This window comes from Tritonibacter sp. SIMBA_163 (genome assembly GCF_046535935.1).
Classification (GTDB): Bacteria; Pseudomonadota; Alphaproteobacteria; order Rhodobacterales; family Rhodobacteraceae; genus Epibacterium; species Epibacterium scottomollicae.
Genome location: NZ_JAWJBP010001376.1, coordinates 1 through 234, shown reverse-complemented (window position 1 = coordinate 234; position 234 = coordinate 1). Strand labels below are relative to the sequence as shown.

The window sequence follows — 234 nt, the reverse complement described above, 5'->3', positions numbered from 1 at the left end:
GTCGCCGGTGGCAATTCCTTCTACGAAAAGCGCAACCGCGATGGCTCGCTGCAGAACCCTGTCCCGCAGGAACCATACAATCTTGCCCTCGCCTATTCGCCGCAATCGCCTTCTGTTCCGCAGGATCCATCTTATGATGTGACCCTACCGCAGACCGGTCCGGTTCCGGGAACGGAACCGACTGTTCAGGTAGCACTGGCGGAGGCTTCCAAGGCTCAAAGCGCAGAACAGAAC

1 protein-coding gene is annotated in these 234 nt (G+C 58.5%); it reads left to right on the top strand.

Translation table 11 applies throughout. From position 1 onward, the window contains the following. Positions 1 to 234 (top strand): hypothetical protein (locus R0J92_RS26790; RefSeq protein WP_411053918.1); only part of this gene is annotated, 234 nt, incomplete at both ends.